Source organism: Clostridium bornimense (assembly GCF_018917145.1).
Classification (GTDB): Bacteria; Bacillota; Clostridia; order Clostridiales; family Clostridiaceae; genus Clostridium_AN; species Clostridium_AN bornimense_A.
This window is the reverse complement of record NZ_JAHLOD010000062.1, coordinates 1-16149: the sequence shown is the minus strand read 5'-3', so window position 1 is coordinate 16149 and position 16149 is coordinate 1. Positions and strand designations below refer to the sequence as shown.

Annotated in this window: 15 protein-coding genes, 1 pseudogene and 1 other annotated feature; of the genes and pseudogenes, 4 read left to right on the top strand and 12 right to left on the bottom strand. The window is 26.7% G+C overall.

Going from position 1 to position 16149, the window contains the following annotated elements; translation table 11 throughout:
• Positions 1-384: 384 nt before the first annotated feature.
• The 6 genes from KQI30_RS15040 to KQI30_RS15015 form a co-directional block, all read right to left on the bottom strand.
• Complete coding sequence (locus KQI30_RS15040) at positions 385-606, bottom strand: hypothetical protein (protein ID WP_216464166.1); 222 nt, start codon at positions 604-606, stop codon at positions 385-387.
• 53 nt (positions 607-659) lie between these two features.
• A complete protein-coding gene (locus tag KQI30_RS15035; protein ID WP_216464165.1) occupies positions 660-2630 on the bottom strand; it encodes an ABC transporter permease in 1971 nt (656 codons plus the stop codon).
• Positions 2623-3390 (bottom strand): ABC transporter ATP-binding protein, encoded by a 768-nt coding sequence (locus tag KQI30_RS15030; protein ID WP_216464164.1) that lies wholly within the window; start codon positions 3388-3390, stop codon positions 2623-2625. The genes KQI30_RS15035 and KQI30_RS15030 overlap by 8 nt, the downstream gene beginning before the upstream one ends.
• 107 nt (positions 3391-3497) lie before the next feature.
• Entirely contained in the window at positions 3498-4508 is a 1011-nt protein-coding gene (locus tag KQI30_RS15025) for a sensor histidine kinase (protein ID WP_216464168.1), read from the bottom strand.
• Positions 4504-5178 (bottom strand): response regulator transcription factor, encoded by a 675-nt coding sequence (locus KQI30_RS15020; RefSeq protein ID WP_216464163.1) that lies wholly within the window; start codon positions 5176-5178, stop codon positions 4504-4506. Before KQI30_RS15020 ends, KQI30_RS15025 begins: the two co-directional genes overlap by 5 nt.
• 19 nt (positions 5179-5197) lie before the next feature.
• Complete coding sequence (locus KQI30_RS15015) at positions 5198-5407, bottom strand: hypothetical protein (protein ID WP_216464162.1); 210 nt, start codon at positions 5405-5407, stop codon at positions 5198-5200.
• Positions 5408-5509: 102 nt separating this feature from the next.
• Here KQI30_RS15015 and KQI30_RS15010 point away from each other — a divergent pair, with 102 nt between their 5' ends.
• Complete coding sequence (locus tag KQI30_RS15010) at positions 5510-5821, top strand: CPBP family intramembrane glutamic endopeptidase (protein WP_216464167.1); 312 nt, start codon at positions 5510-5512, stop codon at positions 5819-5821.
• 97 nt (positions 5822-5918) lie between these two features.
• Here KQI30_RS15010 and KQI30_RS15005 read toward each other — a convergent pair whose 3' ends face one another.
• The 4 genes from KQI30_RS15005 to KQI30_RS14990 form a co-directional block, all read right to left on the bottom strand.
• Positions 5919-6635: a CBM21 domain-containing protein gene (locus tag KQI30_RS15005; protein WP_216464161.1), complete on the bottom strand. Its 717-nt coding sequence runs from the start codon at positions 6633-6635 to the stop codon at positions 5919-5921.
• A 44-nt stretch (positions 6636-6679) separates the two neighbouring features.
• Positions 6680-7408 (bottom strand): CBM21 domain-containing protein, encoded by a 729-nt coding sequence (locus KQI30_RS15000; protein WP_216464160.1) that lies wholly within the window; start codon positions 7406-7408, stop codon positions 6680-6682.
• Between the two features lie 189 nt (positions 7409-7597).
• Positions 7598-9229 carry a glutamine--tRNA ligase/YqeY domain fusion protein gene (locus tag KQI30_RS14995; RefSeq protein WP_216464159.1) on the bottom strand — a complete coding sequence of 544 codons (1632 nt, stop codon included), beginning with the start codon at positions 9227-9229 and terminating at the stop codon, positions 7598-7600.
• A 161-nt stretch (positions 9230-9390) separates the two neighbouring features.
• Positions 9391-9654, bottom strand: a binding site (T-box leader).
• Positions 9655-9702: 48 nt separating this feature from the next.
• Positions 9703-11028, bottom strand: coding sequence for an MATE family efflux transporter (locus KQI30_RS14990; protein WP_216464158.1), 1326 nt, complete (start codon positions 11026-11028; stop codon positions 9703-9705).
• A gap of 89 nt (positions 11029-11117) precedes the next feature.
• Between KQI30_RS14990 and KQI30_RS14985 the strand changes: the two genes are divergently transcribed.
• Positions 11118-11933, top strand: a complete 816-nt coding sequence (locus KQI30_RS14985) for a MerR family transcriptional regulator (protein ID WP_216464157.1) — start codon at positions 11118-11120, stop codon at positions 11931-11933.
• Positions 11934-11989: 56 nt separating this feature from the next.
• Here the strand turns inward: KQI30_RS14985 and KQI30_RS14980 are convergent, their stop codons facing one another.
• Positions 11990-12760 (bottom strand): DUF2087 domain-containing protein, encoded by a 771-nt coding sequence (locus tag KQI30_RS14980; protein ID WP_216464156.1) that lies wholly within the window; start codon positions 12758-12760, stop codon positions 11990-11992.
• A gap of 467 nt (positions 12761-13227) precedes the next feature.
• Here KQI30_RS14980 and KQI30_RS17420 point away from each other — a divergent pair, with 467 nt between their 5' ends.
• Positions 13228-13350: a hypothetical protein gene (locus tag KQI30_RS17420; protein WP_301281833.1), complete on the top strand. Its 123-nt coding sequence runs from the start codon at positions 13228-13230 to the stop codon at positions 13348-13350.
• 388 nt (positions 13351-13738) lie between these two features.
• Entirely contained in the window at positions 13739-15334 is a 1596-nt protein-coding gene (locus KQI30_RS14975) for a BtrH N-terminal domain-containing protein (RefSeq protein WP_216464155.1), read from the top strand.
• Between the two features lie 355 nt (positions 15335-15689).
• Here KQI30_RS14975 and KQI30_RS17735 read toward each other — a convergent pair.
• Positions 15690-15899: pseudogene (locus KQI30_RS17735) on the bottom strand (IS66 family transposase); the annotation flags it as partial.
• Positions 15900-16149 lie beyond the last annotated feature (250 nt).

The window sequence follows — 16149 nt, the reverse complement described above, 5'->3', positions numbered from 1 at the left end:
ACAATCTAAAAGTCAAAATCAAGAAATAAATAAATCCCGATAGGGCTTTAAATCGCCCTACCGGGATATTTTAATATATTTTTTTAATTGATAAAAGGTACCAAAACTTTGACGCTTACCTTTAACAATCACTGAACATTTATTATATCTATACTGTAAAATTAAGCTATTTAAAGTACACATTTTAATAAGTAAAAAAATAACCGCCAGGCCTTCAACACCCCTGTCGGTTATTTTTTTCTATCTTCACAGGAACTACTCATTTTTGCCATGAAATTGCCATATTTATCTTATATACTATAACCATAGTATATAATAATTGTTTGAATTTTTCATAATTTTTCCTCTAAAAAGAATGGCTTCTGCAAAAGTCATTCTTTTTTATTATTTATCAAACAACTTTATTATGCCAATTACCACCATATATATTGTCTGAAAAATTAATTCAATGATTGAAATTATATCATCTACTCTATTAAAAAATCGCTCCTTTTTTTCTCTACGGCGTCTTTCTTCAATTGTTTCATATTCTATCTTAGCTCTACGACCTTTTCTTTTTGATATAAGCTCCATCAATGTTAATCGATTTTTATACTTACTATTCATATTAAGTCCTCCAATTAACATTATTTTATTTCATATTGTTAATAAAATCCACTTTAGTTGTTAACTATTTTATAATAGGTCCTAGCTGTCAATCTATATACTACAATATATATTACAGCAAAAACTACGATGGTAGCAAAAATACATTGTATAAATATCTCTGTACTTCCTACACCAAATAATGCTAACATCTTATTCATCATCTTAAATGCAAACCCTATATGAATAACTGCTGTTACTAGTGGTATAAAAAATACAAGTAGAATTTGTTTCTTAATAGATTTCCTAACCTCATAATCACTGATACCTACTTTTTTCATTATCTTAAATCTTTCATTATCTTCATAGCCTTCAGAGATTTGCTTATAATAAATTATAATCACCATTGCCATTGTAAATAATATACCTAAATATGATCCAATAAATAAGAAACCACCGTTCATTGCATAATAAGTTTCTCTATCCATAAAAATACTTTGAAAACTAATATTATCACTATTAATTTTGTTATAAGTATTATTACAGAATTTAATACAATCTTCATTAGATCCCTTTATATCAAATGAAATATAGTATTTGTCTTTGTCTAATTCTTCTGTATTAAAACTTTTACATATTTCATTTAATACTTCTTCATCTTTTACAATTATAAAATATGATTTAATCTTAGCACTATCTTCTTTGTTCACAAATCTTAATGAAGTAAGTTCTTCCTTCACCTTATAATTATTATCTCCTAGCTTTACAGTATTATTTTCATACTTACCCTCATTTGTGTAAATAAGAATTTCATTTTCCTTTAACTTTACATCCTTATTTTCAACTTTATTATATTGATTTAAGGTAATAATTTCACCATCACATTTGCCACTTATATCACTCATATGATATTTTGTTTTAGCAACTTTAAACTCATTATTATCTAATATTGCATTTAATTCTTTATAGTTAAATTCTATTTTATTTTCTTTTACTAAATTATTTGAATTTAATTCGCTATTAACTACATCATAAGCAGTATTTTTATCTCCCTTATAATCCCTAAATATTATCTTAACATCTTGAGGATATCTATTCTTAAGACTAGATTCTCCACCAATATATAAACATACTGTAGTTGAAATGATTAATAATACAATTGTACTTAATATACATATATTGGCTAATCCTGCTGCATTTTGTTTCATACGATAAATCATAGATGAAATAGAAATAAAATTATTTGTCTTATAATAGAATTTCTTATTCTTCTTTAAGATTTTTAAAAACACTATTATTCCTGCTTTGAAAGTGCAATCAGTACCAATCATTACAAATATTGATGCAATAAAGAATTCATTTATAGCTGCTATTGGTGATTCTACCTTTAATGCCATTCTATAGCCTATAAACAAAGCTATCACTCCAACTATTGCAAAAATCCATAGTCTTTTTGATATCTTTTCTCCTTTTTCAGTACTTTTTAAAAGTTCAATTGGATTTGTTGCCTTTATTTGTATTAAATTCATTATTAATACAACTATAGATGTTACTAGAATTAATTCTATCGTTGATATTATCGCCTTAAAGGATATAGAAAATGACAATGTAATATCAAATTTAACTAAGTTAAGCAGTATAATAAACATTAACTTTCCTATTATAATTCCACTAATTAACCCTAATAATAAACTAATACTTACTACAATTATTGTTTCAAATGTAAATACTTTGGCAATATGCTTTTTCTCCATACCTAGAATATTATATAGTCCTATCTCCTTTTTTCTATTCTTTATTAGAAAACTATTGGTATAAAATAAAAACATAACCGTAAATATAGCAATAATATTTGTAGCAAACCTCAACAACATTATTACTTGTTCACCACATCGCATATTGTATATTCCTTTATTAATTGAAATAGCCTTCATTGTATAAAATGTCATCACTATGATAATGATTGCTAAAATGTACAGAAAGTATATTCTCTTATTTTTCTTTAGATTTGTTTTCGCTAGTTTAAAATAGAAAATACTATTCATTTTCTTCTCCTCCTGTACTTAATACAGTAAGGGTATATGAAATTTTTTCATACATTTCATTGTTACTCATTGTCCCACGATATAGTTGATGAAAAACCTTACCATCTTTAATGAATAGTACCCTACTAGCATGACTAGCTGCTTTTGTACTATGAGTAACCATAACAATAGTTTGTCCAGCTTCGTTTATATCTGCAAATAACTCTAAAAGTTCTGTTGCTGATTTTGAATCTAATGCTCCTGTCGGTTCATCTGCCAAAATCAACTTAGGATCTGTAATAAGAGCTCTTGCTACTGCAGCTCTTTGTTTTTGACCTCCTGATACCTCATATGGATATTTTTCCAATATGCTCTTTATACCTAGTTTTGTAGCTATTGGGTCTAATTTATTATCCATATACTCATATTCTTTACCTGATAAAACTAATGGTAAAAATATATTATCCTTTAATGAAAAAGTATCTAACAAATTAAAATCTTGAAATACAAATCCCAAATTATTTCTTCTAAAAGCTGATATTTCTTTTTCTTTTATGTTAACTATACTACTTCCTTCTAAGAAAACTTCTCCACTAGTAGGTTTATCTAACGCTGCTAATATATTTAACAATGTTGTCTTACCTGATCCTGATTCCCCCATCACAGCTATATACTCTCCCTCTTCAACAGAGAAAGATACATCTTTCAATGCTTCAACTTTATTCCCTCCAAATCTTGTTGTATATATCTTCTTTAAATTTCTAATCTCTAAAAATGCCATCTCATTCTCCTCCAAACCTTTCTTACAAATTAAGTATAATAAAAAAAGAAATGTATTGCCTTAACCTTTGCTTACATTTCTTCATTTAACCTTACATCTATGTAAGATTAAAATATTTCTATATTTTTTCTTGAAAAATCAATAGCAACAATAGTCCCCTTACCAACTTCAGAAACTATATTTATTTTATGAGATAAGTTATCTAAAATCTTCTTACATAGGTATAATCCTATGCCTGTAGACTTTTTATCCATCCTTCCATTATATCCTGTAAATCCTCTTTCAAATACCCTTGGAATATCTTCTTTAGCTATACCTATTCCCGTATCTTTTATAACTAAAGTTTCTTTTGATTCATTATCCATATATATGGATATGGTACCTTTCTTTGTATACTTCAACGCATTAGATATAATTTGCTCCAGTACAAATGAAATCCACTTTTCATCAGTTATCACTTCAATATCAATTTCTTCAAAATCTAATTTTATCTTTTTATTGATAAAAATTGGTGAATACTTTTTTATCACGTTACTAACAATAGATTTTATAGAATAACTTTCTAATCTTAAATCACTAGACATTGTCCCCATTCTGACATAATGCAATGCCATCTCAACATATTGTTCTATCTTAAATAGCTCCTGCGATATAGCTCTCTTTTCTTTCCCCAATTCCATTGACTGCAATATCATATGTAATGCTGCAATAGGAGTTTTAATCTGATGTACCCACATTGTATAATACTCTATCATCTCACTATTATTATTGTTACACTTACTCTCTAAGCTCTTGTTTCTTTCGTATAAATTCTTTATAATCTCCTGATAATACTGTTCTAAAAGGCATCCACTTTCAGGTAAAGAATCCTCTACATATTGAATGTCCCTTAGTATACCTTTCATCTTTATATTATTAGTATAGTATTTGTAAAAATCATATATTGAAAATATCATGGCCAATGTAACTACTAATATAGATGAATATAAAATAGGCTCAAAGGAAATATGATATAGGCTATATACAATAAAAAATATAACTATAAAAGTAACAAAAGCTATTATGACTTTAAATCTTTCTTTTAAATACAATACAAATATATTACTTTTCACATTAATCACCTATTATATAACCTATTCCTTTTTTTGTTTTTATAAAATCTTTTAGTTCTATATCCTCAAGCTTCTTCCTAAGACGAGTAACATTAACAGTAAGAGTATTATCATCAATAAAACTATCGCTTTTCCAAAGATGGGTCATAATATCTTCTCTTGAAACTACTTTATTTTTATTTTCTAAAAGTATTTGCATAATTTTGAATTCATTTTTACTTAATTCTAACTTTTTATCTTTATAAGTTAAGCTAGCTTCTCCCAAATTTAAAATTACTCCATTATTCTCTAATATATCAACTTGTCCTTGAAAAGAATATGTTCTTCTAAGAAGCGCTTGTATTTTTGCTATAATTACATTTAAATCAAAAGGCTTTGATATAAAATCATCAGCTCCCATATTTATCGCCATAATTAAATTCATATTATCACTTGCAGATGATGCAAATATTATTGGCACCTTAGACACTTTTCTTATTTCACTACACCAATGATAACCATTATAAAATGGTAATGTTATATCTAAAATTACTAGCTGTGGATCAAATTCTAAAAATTCTTCCATAACTTTAGTAAAATCATCTATGATCTTTGCTTCATATCCCCATTTGCATAAATTATCCTTAAGTAGTGTTGCAATAATTTCATCATCTTCAACTATTAAAATCTTATACATGATTCCTCCAAATTATAATTTATTTAACTTCACAGTATTCTGATAATCTGTCATATTTCATCCTTATACGCCCGTTACTGATAAAACAATCATCTTTAAATCCAAAGTTTTTTTCATCATCTAAATTATTGTCATCTGGATCAAATCGACTCATTTCTAAAATAAAATTACTATAAAGTTCTCTTAAAATTATAACATCTTTTTGTGTTGCTTTTCTTATGATATCCATACACTCCACCTTTTGTAAATAATCTTTCTTACAAACAATTATACTACACAATTATGGAATTTTAATCCTTATATTGTATAATTGAATATAAAGTATTAAACAATCGCAATAATTAAAACTGGTTTATCAGAAGAAATATTTTTTAGGGGTTTTCTTGGTAAACGGTTAATAAATAAATTTGGCTTTGTAATTGGTAATACAATTCAAGCTATACTCTTTGGACTTCTTCATGGTCTTCCATTTGGACTTGCTACAAACAATGTATTACTTATGATTTTACTTACTCTTTTACCAGGAACTATTGGTTGGATTCAAGGATGGATAAATGAAGAATATTCTTCAGGTTCAATTATTCCAAGTTGGATAACTCATTCTACAATGAATATTCTCTCTTCATTAAGTGCTGCTATTTAATTTATTTTGCAATAGTTTAATATACGAAATAAAAAAATAGAATCCTCTTAGTAATAATAAAAACTACTAGAGGATTCTATTTATAATTTTTTTTAGTCTACCATGCTGTATAATTTAATCCAAAATTACTATCATAATAAGTTTGTCCATTTACTTTATATACTGCATAATATTCTCCTATTTCAGAAGAAGGTATATATTCTGATGGTACCCATTCTTCATTTCCATCTTCTAAAGTTCTACAGTATTCTAAGCTAACACTCTTTTGTGTTTTCCAACCATCGTTAGTATAAACAATCTTTACATCTTTTTCATATCCTAAATTCTTAAGTACTACATATGTTGGTAGACCATATTCAGTATGTGGAAATACATGGAACTCAGCTTCACCAAGCTCACCAATATAGTTCTTTCCGTTATTATTATCCCAATATGTTTGTCCATTTACTTCATACTTAATACAAAATTTATCATTTAATAAACCAGTTGTACTTAGATTTGTAAAGTCTGCTTTCCATATTTCATAACCATCATCAAGAGATTTATAAAATTCAGCACTATTATCGCACCATTCATCACCTTTTTTGTAATGAACAGTTACTTTTTTGTTATAATCTAAATTCTTTACTTTTATGTACACATTTTGATGAGTTATTCCATGATATACTGTACCATAATCTGAATAATAAAATGATACATTATCAGTAGCTGCCTCTGCCTTTACAGGTGTCCCTACAAAAGCAAATAAAGTTGATAATAATACGATAGACAGTACTACTGCTAATTTATTTTTTAGGTTTAATACTAAATTCATACAAAAATTCCCCCTTTATTGATTAAATATCACAAAATTAATCTTTAAAATAATCCATAACTTGAATCATAGTTTGATCCAAAATTACTATCATAGTAAGTTTGTCCATTTACAGTGTATTTAATATAATATTGAATTGAATCTGTCTTCTCTATACTTGCTGCCCAAACTTCCTCACCATTTGTAGTTGTTTCTTTATATACTAAATCCTTACTCTCTTCAGTTGCCCAATTATCATAAGTATATACAACTTTTACACTTTTCTCATAACCATAATTTTTCAAATTAACTTTAAGGTTATTTTCAGAATCATAATATCCTCTAGCTACATGTAATGGTGCAACACCTAATGTATCAGTATAATTATAATTTTTACCATCATTATTATCCCAATAAGTATTACCGTTCACTTCATACTTTATACAAAAGCTTTCAACATTTGTTCCATAATTTGAAATACTTGCTTTCCATATTTCATATCCATCACCAAGACTTTTTACATACTCTGCTGATTGATCAAGCCATTGATCACTATTAAAGTTTTTGTAATGTACAGTCACATTCTTTTCATAAGAAATATTTTTTACTTTTATGTAGATATTCTTAATAGTTCCATAACGATAATAATACTGAGAATCTAAATAGTAGAAAGATACATTATCAGTAGCTGCCTCTGCCTTTATTGGCGCACCAGTAAAAGCAAATATAGTTGACAATAAAATAACTGAAAGTAATAGTGCTAATTTCTTTTTAAGGTTTAATACTAAGCTCATGTTCTTTCCTCCTTACATTAAATTATGTAATTTCTTACATCTTTATTGTACCATTTATTATATATAATTCAATATTTTGTAATATATTTTACATAAAAAATAATGTAAATAAAAAGTTAACATAGTATTAATTAATCTTTTACAATGAAATATCCTGAAAATACTTAATATATCTTCAGGATACTAAACCTATTTATAAGATTTTTTTAGCGAAACTATCCTATTAAAAACTAACTCCTTATTATTATCTCTAATAAAATATCCATGTCTCATAAATTGCATTCTTTCATCAATATTTGAAAACGATTTTTCTATCATAACATTATCTTTTATTACCAAAGAATTTTTATTTATATCTTTTTCTAATCTATCAATTTTAGGTTTTTCTAAAAATAACGGTTCACATAAATTAACTTTACACTTAAAAAAATTCTTTTCACTGATCCAATGAATTGTTCCCTTTACTTTTCTACCTGTAAAGCCACTGCCACTTTTAGTTTTTGAATCATAGGTACATCTTATTTCTTTTATCTCACCATCATCGTTCTTTATTACCTCATTGCACTTAATAAAGTACGCACCATAAAGCCTTACTTCTCCACCTAACACTAGTCTATTATACTTTTTAGGTGCTTCTTCCATAAAATCTTCTTTTTCTATATATATAACTCTACTAAAAATAACCTTCCTTTTACCTAAATTAGAATTTTCTTTATTATTTATAACCTCTAATTCCTCTGTGTAATCTTCTGATAAATTTGTTATAACGACCTTTAATGGATTAAGCACTGCCATAACTACAGGAACTTCTGTTATTAAATCATTTCTTAATGAGCTTTCCAACATAGAAATATCTACAGTACTTTCACTTTTAGAAATGCCTATATCATCTAAAAAACTTAATATAGACTCTCTTGTATATCCTCTTCTTCTCAACCCTTTTATTGTGGGAAGCCTTGGATCATCCCATCCATCTACTAATTTCTTTTCAACTAATTCTTTTAAATATCTTTTACTTGTCACAACTCCACTAAGGTTCATTCTTCCAAATTCAATTTGTTTAGGTAATCTTCTTTCTAAGTCTAAATTTTCTAATACCCAGTTATATAGCGGTCTGTGGTCTTTAAATTCTATAGAACATAATGAATGAGTTATACCTTCAATATAGTCTTGAATAGGATGTGCAAAATCATACATTGGATAAATGCACCACTTCTCTTTAGTCTTATAATGCTCTTTATAACTTATTCTATATATAACTGGATCTCGCATGTTAATATTTCCGCTATTCATATCTATTTTAGCTCTTAAAACCTTATCCCCTTCTCTATGAATTCCTTCCTTCATCTCTTGAAATAACTTTAAATTTTCTTCAACAGATCTTTCTCTATATGGGCTATTAATTCCTGGCTTTGTTAAGGTTCCTCTATACTCTTTTATCTTTTCTGGTGATAAATCACAAACATATGCCCTTCCTTTTTTTATTAAATATATAGCATATAAATATATTTTTTGAAAATAATCAGAACCATAATATTCTTTTTCACCATAATCAAATCCCAACCATTTCATATCTTCTTTTATAGCATTTACATATTCAATATCTTCTTTACCTGGATTTGTATCATCAAATCTTAAATTAAATTTGCCCCCATATTTCTTAGCTATCGAATAACTAATATTTATAGCATAAGCACTACCAATATGGAGATATCCATTAGGCTCCGGTGGAAATCTTGTATGAATCTCACTACAAATTCCCTCCTCAAAATCTTTACCTACTATTTTGTCTACAAAATTTAAACTATTTTCTTTACACATTGTTAATTCCTCCTTTTTATTCTTCAACTCTACCTTTTCGTGCGCGCGCTCTCTCTCTGGTAAATTTGAAGAACATTAAAAGAAGTCAAATTTTTTATTGCCCCATTTTGCTTTCCTCCTTAAAAATAAAAAAGCTTTCGTCGTAAAATCAAAATTATGATTTTAGAGACGAAAGCTTTTTTCGCGTTGCCACTCTATTTTACTAATATATCACTATAATAGCCTCTTCAAGTACGGAATCTGAATTACAGAAACTTATACTCTAATCTTGTAACGTAGATAAACGTCATAGCATCACTTTCTTTATGAAAGATCCGTATGAAACTCCAAGGCTTGGTTCAATAGACTATCCTTTACTTCCTTTCACCTTCCGAAGCTCTCTTTAAAAGAACATATCTATCTACTCTTCTCTTCATAGTCTTTAATAACATTTACACCATTTTATTCCTAACATTATCAAAAGTCAATATATTTTAATAATGATATATCTTTTTATATTTTAATATATAAATTAATCCAACAACTATTGTAGCACATTCTGCAATTGGTACCACAAGCCAAACACCATTAACTCCAAGTAATGATGGCAATATTAATATTCCTATGATAAAAAATACAAAAGTCCTAAGACTCGATAATATTGCAGATATCTTTCCATTTGAAAATGCTGTGAACATTCCACTGGTGAAAATATTAAATCCACATATTAAAAATGTCATAGAAAATATCTTAAATCCACTTAAAGCTATATAATATAATTCTGATCCTTTTTCCGTAAACAATGTTACTATAGTAGAAGAAAACACCATTGATAATATAAAAGATATTACAGATAATATTGCAATAAACCTAAAGCTATATTTTACTATTTTATTTAGCTGCTCCCTATCATCTTTTCCATAATTATAACTTATTCTAGGCGCTACTCCTGATGTAAATCCGAGATATGCTGAAACCATTAAAAATTGAGCATATAATACAATAGTTATCGCTGCCACTCCATTTTCACCAAGAAATTTAAGCATTACTACATTAAATAAAAATGTTGTCACTGCCGAAGAAATCTGCGTTATCATTTCTGAAATACCATTTGAGCAACTTTTTATAATTACGCTACCTCTAAATTTACCTTTTTCGAAATGTAAAATATTTTTCTTATTAATAAAAACTATTATTCCAATAATACAAGGAAGTGTATATCCTATACAAGTAGCCAGTGCAGCACCTTTTATCCCCATACCTAAAGGAATGATAAATATATAATCTAAAATTATATTTGTGATTCCTCCAAGAATAGAACTAAGTAAACCTAATTTAGGATGTCCTGCTGTTACAAGAAAATAATCAAAAAATACTTTTAGCATTATTACTGGTGAAAATGCTAACATTATAAAAAGGTAATCAAAACTATAGCTATATAATCTCTCTGTTGACCCTAAAGCATATATTATTGGTTTAATAAATATTATCCCAACTATTGCTATAGTTATTCCAACTACTGTTGAAGTAATAATAAGTGATGTAAAGCTTTCTCTTGCTTCTTTATTTTTACCTTCCCCCATAAGTTTTGCAACTATGGCACTTCCTCCTGTTGCTAGCATTATCCCAAGTCCTAGTAATATATTTATAACAGGATATACTATATTTGTTGCTGAAAGCGCATCAGCATTAACAAATCTCGAAATAAACATACCATCTATAATAGTATATAATGAAAAGAACAACATCATCATAATTGTTGGAAAAGTATACTTTATAAGTGATAGAAAAGTAACTTTTTTACCTAATGAATTATCCATCTTTACCTCCATTTTGTCGTGATTTAAATGTCATATTGTTTTATAATAAAGTATACAGTAACAGTATAGTCAAGAGGTGAATTGAAAAATTGAGTAAAATAATAAAAGAATACTTTACTACTGGTGAATTTGCTAATCTCTGCGGTGTAAATAAAAAAACTTTATTTCACTACGATAATATAGGTCTATTTAAGCCAAAAAAAATTTTAGAAAATGGATATCGTTATTATTCACATAATCAATTTGAATTATTTAACGTAATATCAGAATTGAAGCGACTTGGTATGCCCCTTAAAGAAATAAAAACCTTTATTGACAATAGAAATCCAGATGTTGCTTTAGATTTGTTTCAAAGAGAAAAAGAAAAAATTGATAAAGAAATTAAGGAATTAGAAAAACTTAAAGAACTTATGGAAAATAAAATCTCTATCACTAAAGCAGGTAAAAATATAAATGATGAAATTATTTTAGAAAATAAAAAAGAAGAGTTTTTTGTTTTGAGCAGTGCAATAAAAGATGTGGCCTATGGCTATGATATTGCTACATATGCTGACCACTTAAAATATTGTATAAATAATGACTTATATAAAGGTTATCCTGTGGGAGTAATGATTTCAAAAGAAAATCTCCTAAATGAGGATTTTTACAACTACAGTTATTACTTTACAGAAGTTGATAATAAAAATATAGAAAATCTATATATTAAACCAGCTGGTCTTTATGTTACAGGATATATCCAAGGATATTATGATAAAACAAAAGATTTATATGTAAGACTAATAAAATTTATAAACGATAATAATCTAACTATTATTGGATATTCATATGAAGAAGTATTAATCGACGAATGTGCTACTAAAAATCCTAATGAATATGTAATAAAAATTTCTATTCATGTTTCATAAAATGTACGTGACGTAACTTTCAAAATTTATTTTTTAAAATTACGTCATGTACAAATCTATTCTTTTACCCAATAACTACTACAATCATTAGAACGCTCTAAAAATCCATATTCTATCATCGCTCTTCTAATAGTTACATAATCTTCATGAATCCTTTTTAAAATACGATTAATTTCTTTTTCTGAATACTTTTTACCACTAGCAAAATTCTTTACAATTTGAGATAATACTATAACCTTCTTCTTTTCCTTACCAGGGTATGTCTTCAACGCACCATTCTCATCAAAATAATTTTTTATAACTTCTTCTCTTTCTTTATCAGTAATATTATATCTGTCATCAATAGTAGTTGCTGTTTTATGAGCATCACATAATTCTTCCTTATCTAGCTTTGTTAATTTTCTATTGGAACCTCTTGATATCATATCCATCATTGCTAAAAATAATCTTCCTTGCTTTTCTTTTTCCCTAAGCTTAAATCTATGGTTTCTTATAGTTGACTGCGATACCCCTAGCTTTGATGCAATTTCTTTATCTGAAAGACCTTCTGCCATAAGCAGTAGCACCTCTCTTTGAACCTCTGAAATACCAGTAAAACTTGTATTCATACCTAAAAGATACTGAAGTGTGGATCCATGTTCTTTTTCTATATGAATTTCTGTGGCTTTTTTAGCATCATATAGATTATTTTCTATTTCGTAAATTCTACCCTTCGTAAAGCTTTCTTCACAAATTATGCACTTATATTCTTCTTCATACTCCTTGTAGCCACTTTTTAGCTCTTCAATATTAGAATCCCAGAATATTTCTTTATTGTTCTTATCCATAAATAATATCACCCCTATCATCAATACACTTATATTGTATGACAATTATTGCAATTTGTCTATATATTTATAGATAATTTTATATTTTGTTTATTAGAGTCATCAGCAATGCACAAAGCGCAATTCACAACAATCCTATTTGATAATTGAATATAAGATATAATAAAAAAAGATAATATATTAATACAAAGAATGATTAAAATCATAGTATTTCATTAAAACACTTAAAAAATAAACCAATAAAAGGCTATACGTTAATTTAAGGATATAGATCCAGTTTTACAACATTAGCAATATTCTAAACTATAGAGAAAAAAGTATGAAGGATTTTAGATCTAAAATCAAAGATATGTGGGAATGTTATTACTATAGTTTAAAAAAATAAATTAAGGTTACTGTATACAAAAGTTTCCTGTTGCAGTGATAGGCTTATTTTTCATGCTCAGAATCATAGAAAAGTATAGTTTATGAATAAAAGAAAGTGTATAAAATCTGTTGCTACTATATTCACAACAACATATATATACATATATGAAGTATTAAGAAAACAAGATTATACTGGAGTATTTCAATTATCAAGAGGAAATTAATATTAATTTTCCCCTGTCATGGAAATATTGTAGCCCTTCAGACCGCAGTATGAATAAGGATAATAAATAAGAAATTATGAAATTCTTCAACACTACTTAACTAGAATAGATGCTAATATCGTATTTAACTATATCTCCGCCACCTCAAAAACACATATGTCTAACTACATGAAAGTACTACTTTTATCACTCTCTAAAAATACCTACAACAAACTTAATTTTAACCAATATAGAATTATATTCATATATTAAATATATATTCATATAGTTTTTAGCGGTATTGTAAATTACTAATATTTGTATTAAAATGTATATATCTACCATAAACACTTATTCCATCACATACTAAATTTAATAAATAATAGAAAAATGAAAAGGAGATATTAAAATGAATAATCAAAAAATTATTACTGAAGTCACAGAAAATGATGCCGATTACTCATGGGATGAACTAAATTGTTTTTATAGGCCCTTCGCTATTATGTATAAGACATTTTCTTCGATATATTATGATTTATTTCTATTCTATACTCAATTTTATAGGTGCTTTACTCTAGGATTTGAATTTTTAAAAAATAAAAATTACTTTTCCACTAATGAAAAAAAATTTTTAAACTATAGTAATAACTTTTTAGACAAGAAATTTGGAATGGAAACTACTATCGTGAAGCATTCTAATTATGAAGAATTTATATATTCAATCATAAGTGCTATTGATGAAAATTCTTTGATTTTAGTTCCAGCAGATATAAAAAATTTAATCTATTATACTGAATATAAAACTAAAAGTCATAGCCATTATTTTATTGTTAAAGGTTATAATTACAATAAAAAACTATTTTATATTTTAGATAATACTCATGTTGATGGTGGCTCTAGTATAGTGTATAAAGACTTTGTTATCGAATTCAAAAAGTTGTATGAATTAAACTTATTATATTGTGAAAATTTTGAAACTAACTTCGGTACATATCTTTGGAAACTAAGTAAAAAAAATGATGTAGAAATTATTCCTTATGATATTCTAAAAGATCACTGTATACTACTAAAAAACAATGATAATAATCCTGTTGGAATAGAAAAAGATTTGCTTACTATTATCAAAACAAACTCAACTATTTCCTCTGATGCCTTACTATATATAGTTGAATTATTTAACTCATCTTCAGTATATTACAATACATTGTACAAATTATTTAAACTATATTTGCCTAATAACGAAATACTAGACACTTTTAAGTATAAATTCACCACAAATCTAGAACAATGGCACCAATTAATGATTTTATTAGTCTATCAATTTCAAAAAAGTACATTCAATTATTCACAATATGAGGATCAAATAAAAGATTTAATTATGAATAATCATTTACTTAATAAAACAATAATTTATATAATAGAAAATATAAAATTTGAACAAAAATCTTCCAAATCATCCAATATACTCTTTGAAAATGGGATATTGATTAACAATCATAATGCAAAAATTAGCTTTACTGAAAATTCATTAAAAGTAATCCATTCTGATACTAAAACATATGATACTTGGTTAGCACAAGATAATGCTGTACAGTTACTTTTTGCACCTGAAAAAAATATCAAATCAGTTTTTGAAGCCAAAGTTTCTATTTATAATCACAATATAAATAGTTTTCACAATGGTATAATAATTAAAACTAATGATTCTCAAAAATTATTATTTGGTTTATATAAAAACCAAGAAATAGCAGCTTTTATTCCAGAAAAAGAAAGTAATAATAAAGTATTCTCTGCAAATTACATAAAAAGTAGTATTTACATTAAAATTATCTATGTAAATAATTTATGTACATTCTTTACAAAAGAAAATGCTAAATCTCAATGGATAGAAAACTATAAAATAAAATTTGATAAAGGTGTAAAATATATAGGATTATTCTCAAAAACCTGGGAAAAATGTAATTGCGAATCTTTATTTGAAAATATTACATTTAAAAATTTGTAAAAATTAATCATTCTTTAATATAATTTTATGTTCATACACTTGTTGTATATAAGTAAGCGTCAAAGTTTTGATACCTTTTATCAAATTAAAAAATATATTAAAATATCCCGGTAGGACGATTTTTGATATGCTCCCTCCTAGATAAACAGTTTTATTATTTCAACTGTCTACCTAGAAGGGAGCATATCATTTAAAGCCCTATCGGGATTTGTTTATTTCTTGATTTTAATTCTTAAATTATCAGGAATACTACTTGACCAAGGCATTAGATTTTTTAAAGCTTCGCTATTATCAGAATCTATATTTAGTAAATTATCGAAAAGGTAGACCAAATATTTTTCGCTAGGGCAACTTTATTAGCTTTAGCTGTTTCTATAATGCTGTATAACTTAGCGCTAGCTGTTGCACCTTTAGCAGTATTAGCAAATAAGAAGTTCTTTCTTCCAATAACAAAAGGTTTAATAGCTCTTTCAGCAGCATTATTATCAATTTCTAGTGATCCATCTAATAATACATTTTTTAGTCCAGGTAAATGTTTTTTAGCATAATCTAACGCTTTACCTAACGGACTTCCCCTAACAGTGCATTTTTTATTTCCGCTTCAACATATTCAATAAAGTTATCTAGAATAGGCTCTAATTTTTCTTTTCTTATATGTAAGCGTCAAAGTTTTGGTACCTTTTATCAATTTAAAAAATATATTAAAATATCCCGGTAGGGCGATTTAAAGCCCTATCGGGATTTATTTATTTCTTGATTTTGACTTTTAGATTGTCAGGAAGATTATTTGCCCAAGGCATTAGATTTTCTAAAGC

Bases quoted from the DNA above. Each gene is read 5' to 3' on its own strand.
- KQI30_RS14980 (WP_216464156.1), bottom strand. From the start codon at position 12,760: ATGGATAAGAACAATAAAGAAATATTCTGGGATTCTAATATTGAAGAG.
- KQI30_RS15035 (WP_216464165.1), bottom strand. From the start codon at position 2,630: ATGAATAGTATTTTCTATTTTAAACTAGCGAAAACAAATCTAAAGAAA.
- KQI30_RS17420 (WP_301281833.1), top strand. From the start codon at position 13,228: ATGAATAAAAGAAAGTGTATAAAATCTGTTGCTACTATATTCACAACA.
- KQI30_RS15030 (WP_216464164.1), bottom strand. From the start codon at position 3,390: ATGGCATTTTTAGAGATTAGAAATTTAAAGAAGATATATACAACAAGA.
- KQI30_RS15020 (WP_216464163.1), bottom strand. From the start codon at position 5,178: ATGTATAAGATTTTAATAGTTGAAGATGATGAAATTATTGCAACACTA.
- KQI30_RS15005 (WP_216464161.1), bottom strand. From the start codon at position 6,635: ATGAATTTAGTATTAAACCTAAAAAATAAATTAGCAGTAGTACTGTCT.
- KQI30_RS14975 (WP_216464155.1), top strand. From the start codon at position 13,739: ATGAATAATCAAAAAATTATTACTGAAGTCACAGAAAATGATGCCGAT.
- KQI30_RS15015 (WP_216464162.1), bottom strand. From the start codon at position 5,407: ATGGATATCATAAGAAAAGCAACACAAAAAGATGTTATAATTTTAAGA.
- KQI30_RS15000 (WP_216464160.1), bottom strand. From the start codon at position 7,408: ATGAGCTTAGTATTAAACCTTAAAAAGAAATTAGCACTATTACTTTCA.
- KQI30_RS15040 (WP_216464166.1), bottom strand. From the start codon at position 606: ATGAATAGTAAGTATAAAAATCGATTAACATTGATGGAGCTTATATCA.
- KQI30_RS14990 (WP_216464158.1), bottom strand. From the start codon at position 11,028: ATGGATAATTCATTAGGTAAAAAAGTTACTTTTCTATCACTTATAAAG.
- KQI30_RS14995 (WP_216464159.1), bottom strand. From the start codon at position 9,229: ATGTGTAAAGAAAATAGTTTAAATTTTGTAGACAAAATAGTAGGTAAA.